The sequence below is a fragment of the Psychrobacter sp. SHUES1 genome, assembly GCF_001652315.1.
GTDB lineage: Bacteria > Pseudomonadota > Gammaproteobacteria > Pseudomonadales > Moraxellaceae > Psychrobacter > Psychrobacter faecalis.
In genome coordinates, this window is the sequence record NZ_LXWA01000088.1 from 1 (window position 1) to 10,890 (window position 10,890).

Genomic DNA, 10,890 nt, shown 5'->3' on the forward strand with positions numbered 1-10,890 from the left:
AGAACTTATCCTATCTAGCGAGCCGACTATCATATCATAATGATTTGGTTTGTCAAGCTTTTTTATAATTTGTTTCAATGGGTTAGCCAGGTTTGTTATATGTAATTGACATATAAGTTGTTCCGGTTCTCCCTAATAAGGTGCGTATTATAGACGGTTTGAGCTGGGTGTCAACTGCTTTTCGATAGATTTCTTAATTAATTTTAGAATATAATAAACAAACCATATTTTTCAATAACTTAGAGCAAAACCATTTATCAAAAGACTAGAGTTTTATTCTATAAACCGTCTTTGGCGTCTGCTTTTTACGGCTTACTCAATTCAATCTGCCATTTAAAAACTGCATATCAACTTATTATGCCTATAAAGATAGGATTTAGTACGATTATTAATTGATATTAATGATGTCTATATTCATCTCTGTTGATATTAGTCCTAAGTGCACCTATATAACTCACTTATATGCATTTATATAGCAACTGGATATAGAAGCTGAGCTAACCCCTACTATCTAGTGTTGATAGACAGTTTTTGCTATAATAGCTGCTTTTATGACATTACTGCATAGCATGTCTGCTTACCTTTATTAGAAGGGTGCTTATTTGACATCATAGTAAGTTAATTATCAGTTATCAGATGACTTAATAATTATCACACTATATATGATGCTATATAAGTTTAAGCGCAGTGCTTGTAGTTAATGCTCATTTCTTACAACATATCCAACATATCATAGCGGTTAGATATAATTGACGCAGTCTTACGGTTATATGATTGATGGTTGCAATCATCACTGCCAACGGACGCAAAAAGGTGAATAGATTATGGTAGCGATTACTTTACCCGATGGTAGCGTAAAAAACTTCGAAGGTAATACCACCGTCATGGAAGTGGCGCAAAGTATTGGGGCAGGATTGGCGAAAGCGACGGTCGCTGGACGTGTCGATGGTCAACTGGTAGATGCGCACGACCCTATCGCCCATGATGCCAAAGTTGAAATCGTGACGCCAAAAGACGCTGACGGTGTCGATATCATTCGCCATTCGGCTGCCCACTTATTAGGTCATGCGGTTAAGCAGCTATATCCTGACGTAAAAATGGTGATTGGCCCTGTGATCGAAGATGGCTTTTATTATGACATCTATAGTGAGACGCCATTTACGCCTGAGCACATGGAAAAAATTGAAAAACGCATGATGGAGCTGATTAAGCAAGATTATGACGTTATCAAAAAAATGACGCCACGCGATGAAGTAATCAAGATATTTGAAGAGCGCGGCGAAGACTATAAGCTTAAGCTGATTAATGATATGCCGGGCGAAGAAGCCTTTGGTCTATATCATCATCAAGAGTATGTTGATATGTGCCGTGGTCCACACGTGCCAAATACGCGCTTCTTAAAAGTATTTAAACTGACCAAAATGTCAGGTGCTTATTGGCGCGGCGATGCTAAGAACGAACAGCTACAACGTATTTATGGTACGGCGTGGGCGGATAAAAAAGATTTAAAAGCCTATATCCAACGTATTGAAGAAGCCGAAAAACGTGACCATCGTAAAATTGGTAAAGCATTAAATCTGTTCCATATGCAAGAGCAAGCGCCGGGTATGGTGTTTTGGCATGCTAATGGTTGGACGATTTATCAGGTACTTGAGCAATATATGCGTAAAGTACAAAATGATAATGGCTATGAAGAAATTAAAACGCCGCAAATCGTCGATCGCAGCTTGTGGGAACGTTCAGGCCATTGGGGTAACTATGCCACCAATATGTTCACTACTTCGAGCGAAAACCGTGATTATGCAGTAAAACCAATGAACTGCCCATGTCACGTGCAAGTATTTAACCAAGGCTTAAAGTCTTACCGTGAACTGCCGCTACGTATGGCAGAGTTTGGCTCATGCCATCGTAACGAACCCTCTGGTTCATTGCATGGCTTGATGCGTGTACGTGGTTTCACCCAAGATGATGCGCATATTTTCTGTACGCAAGCGCAAATTCAGCAAGAAGTCGCGGATTTTATTAAGCTTACCCTTGCGGTGTATGAAGACTTTGGTTTTGATAATATCATTATGAAGCTCTCGACCCGTCCTGAAAAACGCGTTGGTAGCGATGAATCTTGGGATTTTGCCGAAAAAGCCTTAGCCGATGCTTTAGATAGCTCAGGTCTTGATTGGGAATATCTACCGGGTGAAGGCGCATTTTATGGGCCGAAGATTGAGTTTAGTCTAAAAGATTCATTGGGTCGTGTCTGGCAGTGCGGTACGATTCAGGTTGATCCAAATATGCCTGAGCGCCTTGATGCGGAATTTGTCAATGAGCAAAACGAGCGCGAAACCCCCATTATGCTGCACCGTGCAATTCTAGGTTCGTTTGAGCGCTTTATCGGTATCTTGATTGAAAACTATGCCGGTTGGATGCCAGTATGGCTTGCGCCGCAACAGGTAGCGGTGATGAATATCACTGATAAACAGGCCGATGCTTGTGAAAATGTGGTGCGTGAGCTGAAAAATGCAGGTTTGCGAGCAACGAGTGACTTGCGTAACGAAAAGATTGGATTTAAGATACGAGAGAAAACATTAGAACGCATTCCCTATATGCTAGTATTGGGGGATAAAGAGGTTGAAACGGGCAGTGTTAATGTCCGAACTCGTGAAGGTGAAAACCTCGGCGTCATGAGTGTTGCAGAATTTATTAGCTTAGTACAGACTGCTGTCAGCAAAAAAGGCCGACAGACCCCAAAAACAGATGAGGAGTAATACCTATTAAACAGTCAAACCGTTTGAACATCAACGAAGATATCAATGCTAAAGAGGTCCGTTTGGTTAAAGAAGACGGCGAGCAAATGGGCGTGGTCGATATCGAAACCGCGATGAAAGCGGCGCGTGATGAAAACCTAGATTTGGTCGAATTGGTTCCTGAAGCCAAGCCGCCAGTATGCAAAATCATGGATTATAAACATTTTCTCTATGATCAAAAGCAGAAAGCGAAAGAAGCGAAGAAGAATCAGAAACAGACCCAGCTAAAAGAGATGAAGCTACGTCCTAGCACCGAAGAAGCCGATTATCAGGTCAAACTGAGAAAAATCATCAGCTTCTTGGAAGATCAGGATAAAGTTAAAATCAGTATCCGCTTCCGTGGTCGCGAAATGGCTCACCAAGAGATTGGTCGTAAACAACTTGATCGTATCATTGAAGATACCGCTGATATCTCAAACGTCGAACAGTACCCTAAGATGGAAGGCCGTCAAATGGGTATGCTGCTTGGGCCTACTAAGAAAAAATAATCCCTTGATAGATTATAGTGAGTAGTGGCTGTAAATCGATATGAGTGTTAGTTAATATAAATGATTAACTAACACAGACAATTCGTTAATAATAGATAGTTATAATCTTAACCATCAATATACTCCGGGATATTGATGGTTTTTTCATATTTACCTCTAAATACATGCATTAAAAGAATCTGAGTACGATGAGCCAAATTTCTCTATAAACGCTTTATCAACCTCAGTTTACAAAACCCATCTTCTCAACCTTTTCATTACCAGTTAATCTAAAGGTCATCTCGTTACACATATCTCATTCGAATAAAAATTATTGGGTAATAAAAACAATTGAAACCACGGCTATAAAAGCGCTTAGCAAAAACTGTTGTTCGTTAACAATTAATAGTTAATGAACAGTGTCATTGATAAATAATGTCGTCGGTAAAGAATCCCATTTTTTAGATATTATAGGAAATTTTATGCAAGAATTGACCCCACCCGAAAACGCCTCAACGCCTAGCATCACCTTAACCGCTCCTGAACCGGTGAAAGAGATTCAAAAAAGCGAAGCGGATCAAATGGTGAAACTGGACGAAAGCCAGATTCCTGAACTTGATGCTAAAGTCGATGCCTTTGTCGATCACGTGATTAACAACTCAGTACACAGCGCTGAGTTTCAGCAAAACGTCCAATCTATCCATAATTTAGGTAATAAAGAAATTCGCGAATCGGCACAAGTGTCAAACCGTATGCTCGATTTACCAGCAAAAAGTCTTAATGATAGCTTGTTTGATAACTCACCTATCGCCAAGTCATTGACCGAGCTGCGCGGCATTGTCGAAGATTTGGATCCGAGCAAAAAAGAGCTGACCAGCTCACGCAAGCTCTTCGGTCTGATTCCATTTGGTAATAAAGTGCAAGATTATTTCCGTCAATATGAGTCAGCGCAATCGCATATTAATGCTGTGGTGACCAGCCTTTATAATGGTAAAGACGAGCTGCTCAAAGACAATGCCATGATCGAGCAAGAAAAAGTTAACATGTGGGAGCTGATGCAATCGATTCGCCAATACATTTATGTGGGTAAAAAAATCGACGAGCAGCTTGAGCAAAAGGTGTATGCCGTTGAAGCCACTGACCCCGAAAAAGCACGCATCATTAAAGAAGAAATGCTGTTTTATGTACGGCAAAAAAATACTGACTTTTTAACGCAATTGGCGGTAAACGTTCAGGGATATTTAGCGCTTGATACCATTCGCAAAAACAACCTAGAGCTGATTAAAGGCGTGGATCGCGCGACGACGACGACGATCTCAGCGCTACGTACCGCGGTGGTGGTTGCTCAGGCGATGACCAATCAAAAACTGGTACTCGATCAAATCACCGCGCTAAATAAAACCACCAGCAGCTTGATTGAATCGACCTCTGCGATGCTCAAACGTCAATCGCTTGAGATTCATGAGCAGGCAACCAGTAGCACGATTGAGCTTGATAAACTCCAAAACGCCTTCAATAACGTCTATGAAACGATGGATATGATTAGCAATTATAAAATCGAGGCGTTAGAAAATATGAAGCAAACGGTTAACACTCTGACAGCCGAAGTTGATAAAGCGCAGAAATATCTCGATAAATCGAATCAAACGACCGTATTAGAAGTGTCGAAAGAATTAAATACTAAAAAGATAACCAATCAATCAAATACGGTCGATATTGATATTTGATTGGGCTTGCATGTCGAATGCTCTTAGCGATACAAGCTAGCAGCTGCTTGCTATCTGATACACATAAGACAATTGACCGAAGATATTACGGCGTCGTTCGTGTTAAGATAGCACTTATTAATAATTTTAAAAAATAGATACGGTAATTTATGAGTTGGAATGATCCAAACGCCTCGAGTGAGGCACAAAAATACGTTAACCCTATTCCTAGTCGCGAACTGATACTCAGTACGATTAATGAATACGGTGAAGTCACGCATCAACAATTGGCAAAAGCCTTTAATATTGATGACCCTGACCAATTTGACGCTTTGGGCAATCGCCTAAAAGCAATGGCGCGCGATGGGCAAGTAAACCGTGACGGGCGTCCTTATCGCTATCGCACTGTAACCGAACACGATATCGTCACTGGCACCGTGTCAGCTCACCCTAAAGGCTTTGGCTTCGTGATATTGAGCGATATGCCTGATTTGTTTTTGCATGAAAAGCAGATGCGCTGGGTATTTAATGGCGATACCGTACAAGCGGTTGGTACCTCTACGGATAATCGCGGTCGTACCGAAGGGCGTATTGTCGATATCGTTGAGCGTCGCCAAAACAACTTTATTGGTACATTGGCGCACGATGAAGAAGGTTATTGCGTTGAGCTTGGTAGCCCAAATAACCATCAGCCGATTACCGTCACTGAAGAAAACGTGCAAGCGTTAGATGCCAAACAAGGTGCGCCAGTCAAAGTCGATATTATCGATTGGCCAAACCAACACGAGTTTGCCACTGGTAAAATCACTGAAGTGCTATCTGATGATAATGACCGTGAATTGATTATTGAGACGACTCTACTCAACTATGATATCCCGTCAGACTTTAGTGAAGCCGCGCTACAGCAGGCCAATAGCTATCAAGAACCGACTGAAAAAGACTTGAAAGGTCGGAAAGACTTGCGCGATTTACCTCTCATTACTATTGACGGTGAAGACGCGCGCGACTTTGATGATGCAGTATTCGCCGAAAAACGCTCGGGCGGTAACTATCGGGTGCTGGTGGCGATTGCTGATGTAAGCTATTACGTCACGCCAAACTCGCCACTTGATAAAGATGCTTACGAGCGCGGTACGTCGGTCTACTTTCCGCATCGCGTGATTCCGATGTTGCCAGAAGTCCTGTCTAATGGTCTATGCTCATTGAATCCTAACCTTGACCGTCTCTGTATGGTTGCCGATATCAAGATATCGCGCGCCGGTAAAGTCACAGGCTACGAGTTTTATCCAGGTGTGATGCACTCACAGGCGCGCCTGACTTATAACCAAGTAAATGCTTACCTTGCCAATCCAAAAGATAAAAGCGTACCCGAATCATTAACGGCTAATAAAGATGTTAAAAAATCGGTCGATACCTTACATCAATTGTATGAGCTGCTGCTGAAAAAACGTGAAGAACGCCATGCCATGGAGTTTGAAACAGTCGAAACGTATATTAAGTTTAATGAAAAAGGTGGCATCGAAGCGATTTTACCGCGTACGCGCGGCGATGCGCAAAAGCTTATCGAAGAATGTATGCTGCTTGCCAATACCTGTGCAGCAAACTTTGCCCTAAAACATGAGTTGCCTGTCTTATATCGTAACCACGATAAGCCTGATAGCGAAAAGTCAATGCGTATTCATGAATATGCAAAAAACTTTGGCTTAAGCTTCCCTGAGGAAAGCCCAACGCAAGCAGATTATCAGCGGATTATCGAAGCAACCAAAGACCGTCCTGACGCGATTAGCATCCACAGCATGCTGCTACGCTCGATGATGCAAGCGAACTATGCGCCTGACAACATCGGCCACTTTGGTTTGGCTTATGATGAATATAGCCACTTTACCTCGCCGATTCGCCGCTATCCTGATTTAATGCTGCATCGCGCGATTAAAGCGAAAGTGACTAATAGCCAGCAGCCAGTAATGGATTTCTCGCTTGAAGAGGCTGGCACGCAAACCTCAGATACCGAACGCCGCGCCGAAAAAGCATCGCGTTATGTGGAATCTTGGCTCAAATGTCATTATATGAAAGATCATGTCGGCGAAGAGTTCGATGGCGTGGTGACAACTGTGACGAGTTTCGGTTTATTTGTGACCTTGACCGACTTATATATCGATGGTCTTGTGCACATCTCAAACGTTGGCGACGACTTCTTTGTCTATGATGAGCAGCAACAGCAGCTTATCGGTAAAGACAGAGGTACGGTATTTGGGCTTGGCGATTTGGTTCGCGTAAAAGTAGCAGGCGTTAATATGGACCTGCTACAAATCGACTTTGATCTTAAAGCTAAGCTACAAGCAAGCCAAATGAATCAAACCAAACGCGATCAGCCAAAGAACAATTCGGCTGGTAAGAGCTCTGCTAACAAAACTTCGGCGAATAAAACCCCTTCTAAAAGAAGCAGCAGCCGTGGTAAAGGCACCAGCAAAAAAAGCTAACGCTGCTTAAATGTTAAGATTAAAAAAAGACTAACGTTATCGTTAGTCTTTTTTTTGTATTTATTAAAGGGCGATTAATTAGATGCTGTTATTAAGACGCCACTTATTTCAGCCTTAAAATTCTAAACAATAATAACTCTAAGGTTTAAAGCTCCTATTGCGTATTAGCGATTTGCTCGCTGCGTTGTTGACTGACCTGCTCCGCTTGTTCTATCTGCGTGCTTGCTTTATCAAGAATAGCTTTTGGCTGCTGCCCTAACGGCTGACTTGCGATATCTGATGTACTGCTGTCAGTTATAACTATGTCTGTGTTTTCTGTTTCACTACTAGCGGCTAACGCTTCTCTATTTTTTTCACGTTGGCTGCCGCTGATCATATTAAACCCTGCGAGAATAACGATACCAGCCAAAGCAAAAATAATCAGATGTTTGATTTGCATAAAAAATATCTCGTCTATGTCGATAAAAGGTAGATAGACTTATCGTTGCATTTTTTATGCCGACTTTTATAGTTAGCACTTACCTTCTAATAGGTAAACTTCAACGCCACTCTTGTGGGCTATTCTTGCGGACTATTGTTACTTAATAAGTCGGTTTCATCTGAATTTTCGGCAATTTCTTGCTCAACTTTCTCCATCAGTTTCTGGTCAGGACGCGCATCGAGTACTTCGTCGGCATTGCGACCTTGTAAGATATGCTTGGCTCGCGCCTTTGCTTGTTTCTTATCTTTATCTTCAATGCTAGTGCCAGTAGCAGAAGATACATTAGGTGCTTTATCAGTTGCAGAAGTGTGGGGCGTTACCGTCGTTTCCGCTGGGGATTTATCGTTCGTTTGACTGCTTTGGAAATGCTCAAAGGCTTTTTCTAGCTTATGGTTAAAGCGCAACTGATAAATAGGCTCGGGTAAACTAAAGCCTTCATCTTCTAAGGCATGCTTGGTTTCGCGAATGGCGATACTGCGGGCTTTGGAAAAATCTGCTTCCAATTGATTGACCCATACTTGGAACTGTAAAACGATGTTTGATTCGCCGACTTCTTTGATAACTGCCGTGACTTTTGGCTTATCTAAGGCAAAACCCAACTGACAGATAGCATCGATACCAACCTTGATAGCAGCAAGCGGGTCATCGTTGGCATCAACCCCTAGCTCAAAGGTAAAGCGGCGCTCGGGGTTTTTGGTGTAATTCAAAATCGTCGCTTTAAAAACTTCAGCATTAGGAATACGCAACTGATTGCCATCTAAGGTCATTAAAATAGTGGCGCGTGAGGTTAGGCGTACCACAATGCCTTCTTGATTGTTAATCAAAATATGATCGCGGGCGCGAAACGGCTGGCGGATACTGAGCATCAGCGAGGCAATATAGTTCTCTATCGTGTCTTTGACGGCAAAACCAACGGCGATACCGATCACACCTGCGCCGCCAAGCAGCGTGCCCAAGATAGTCTCGGCACCAATCAAACTTAATGCTAAGATAAGACCGAAAACGATAAATATGACTTTAACGGTCTGGGCAAGCAGCTCTGCAACAAAAGGATTGGGCGTAAGGCGTTGCCACATTTTTTTGCGATTGGAGAGCCAGCTGCCAAACCACGTGACCAAAGCAAATAAAACAATCCCTACGAGTAGTAGCGGCAACGCTTTGACTAGGTTTTTGGTTTGCGCTTTGAGGCTCTGATAAACGGTTGAGACGTTGTCTTGCACATCAAGCGTGCGATTGATTCTATCCTCTACTGTCACTACGTCCGTTAAGCGATTGGTTAGATTAATCGCTTGCTGGGCTTTTTTCTCATTGGGTGTCTCACCGGTTAAGGTAACAACCCCTTGGTTGACGCTGACGTTTACTGCTTGCAAGCCGTCAATTTCTGAAAAAATGCCACTGATACGTTGACGAATGTCATTGTCTTTTAATGGTGTTGGCGTGGTTTCGATTTGAGCGTTATTGGTGCTTTCACCGCTGATAACTGGCGGTTTTTCAACTGGCGCCGGCGCAGTGTCAGAAGTACCTGGCGTCGCAGGGGTAATAGTGATAGCACTATTTAGACTATTATTTGGCTTATTGATGGGTGGGGTGGTAGTCGGCTGAGTGTTTGGTTCATTATTAGTTGCATTATTAGTACTATGACTACTGGTTGCATGATTATCAGCAACCTCATCATTGACTACAACATTCTCATTTGTGCTACTTTCTGCAGCCGCATAAATGGGGACGCTTAAAAGAGCGCTTAAAAAGATACTTAAGAGCAACAATAGCTGAGCGCAGGCCTTTGTCATGATGCGTAACTGGCTTAGCTTGCTCCATCTGCGTAGCCTACGCAATCCAGGCTGGTCAAAATACGCTGCCATAAGTATCCCTTTGTTATTCTAGCTTTACATCACATTTCCAATAGCGCTCTTGACATATGGCGACTAAAACTATTTACCATCTAGATAAAGCTGCGCTTCACCCAAGTCTAAGGTGCCTTCATAAATCGCGCGGCCAGTGATAATCCCTTCGATACAATCACCATAAGGTTTCAGCAATTCGATATCTTTCATATCGGTGACGCCGCCTGAGGCAATCACAGGCAAGCCGCCTTCACGTGCTAAATTGACGGTCTGCTCGACATTAACGCCTTGCATCATGCCATCACGAGCGATATCGGTATAAACGATTGACGATACCCCGACATCAGCGAAACGCTTGGCAAGCTCGGTCGCTTTAGTATCGGTCACGTTTGCCCAACCGTGTGTCGCAACCATGCCGTCTTTGGCATCGATACCGACAATAATGTGTCCAGCAAACTCGCGGCAAGCTTCGGTCACAAAGTCAGGATCTTCAACGGCTTTGGTACCAATAATAATGTAGGTCAAACCTGCGCTAATATACTGCTCGATGGTTTTCATATTGCGCACACCGCCGCCCAATTGAATCGGCAGCTTGGGGAAAGCTTTGGCAATGTCGTTGACCACTTGTTTGTGTACCGGAATGCCATCAAATGCGCCATTTAAATCGACTAAATGCAAGCGCCGCGCGCCTTCATTGACCCAACGCGCCGCCATAGCGACTGGATCATCAGAAAATACCGTATCGTCTTCCATACGACCTTGTTTTAAACGCACACATTTACCATCTTTTAAATCGATAGCGGGGATAATGACAGGGACAGCACACATACAGCATTCCTTATAAAGCGATATCAGCGATTAAAAATAGTTGAATAATAACAATATGAATAAGAAAAATTTAAAAGTGAAAAAAGTATACAAGCCCTCAAAGCTCATAGGGCAAATAAATAAAAGCTATTTAGCATAACAAAATGAACTACCCACTACCTTTGAAATAGAGGTTTCTTAGGTAACGCTCTTACTTGACACGGTGTTCTGTATCAGCGGTTAAGCGAATTGACTAAGCTAACCCTGTCGCACCGACAGTTTTTGATTGTTTAGCCAGTAACAGCCC

7 protein-coding genes are annotated in these 10,890 nt (G+C 42.8%); 4 read left to right on the forward strand and 3 right to left on the reverse strand.

Going from position 1 to position 10,890, the window contains the following annotated elements; all coding sequences use genetic code 11:
* The first annotated feature begins 824 nt into the window (after window positions 1-824).
* From thrS to rnr, 4 genes are all read left to right on the forward strand, one after another.
* Window positions 825-2,759 (forward strand): threonine--tRNA ligase, encoded by a 1,935-nt coding sequence (gene thrS, locus A7325_RS11515; protein ID WP_068408293.1) that lies wholly within the window; start codon window positions 825-827, stop codon window positions 2,757-2,759.
* A 23-nt stretch (window positions 2,760-2,782) separates the two neighbouring features.
* Window positions 2,783-3,286, forward strand: coding sequence for a translation initiation factor IF-3 (gene infC / locus A7325_RS11520; RefSeq protein ID WP_068408295.1), 504 nt, complete (start codon window positions 2,783-2,785; stop codon window positions 3,284-3,286).
* Between the two features lie 461 nt (window positions 3,287-3,747).
* Window positions 3,748-4,992, forward strand: a complete 1,245-nt coding sequence (locus A7325_RS11525; RefSeq protein WP_068408298.1) for a toxic anion resistance protein — start codon at window positions 3,748-3,750, stop codon at window positions 4,990-4,992.
* Window positions 4,993-5,141: 149 nt separating this feature from the next.
* Complete coding sequence (gene rnr, locus A7325_RS11530; protein WP_068408300.1) at window positions 5,142-7,451, forward strand: ribonuclease R; 2,310 nt, start codon at window positions 5,142-5,144, stop codon at window positions 7,449-7,451.
* A 154-nt stretch (window positions 7,452-7,605) separates the two neighbouring features.
* Here rnr and A7325_RS11535 read toward each other — a convergent pair whose 3' ends face one another.
* From A7325_RS11535 to hisA, 3 genes are all read right to left on the reverse strand, one after another.
* Window positions 7,606-7,890, reverse strand: a complete 285-nt coding sequence (locus A7325_RS11535; RefSeq protein WP_068408302.1) for a hypothetical protein — start codon at window positions 7,888-7,890, stop codon at window positions 7,606-7,608.
* A 119-nt stretch (window positions 7,891-8,009) separates the two neighbouring features.
* Window positions 8,010-9,794 (reverse strand): mechanosensitive ion channel family protein, encoded by a 1,785-nt coding sequence (locus A7325_RS11540; protein ID WP_068408304.1) that lies wholly within the window; start codon window positions 9,792-9,794, stop codon window positions 8,010-8,012.
* Window positions 9,795-9,863: 69 nt separating this feature from the next.
* A complete protein-coding gene (gene hisA, locus A7325_RS11545; RefSeq protein ID WP_068408306.1) occupies window positions 9,864-10,604 on the reverse strand; it encodes a 1-(5-phosphoribosyl)-5-[(5-phosphoribosylamino)methylideneamino]imidazole-4-carboxamide isomerase in 741 nt (246 codons plus the stop codon).
* Between the last annotated feature and the right edge of the window lie 286 nt (window positions 10,605-10,890).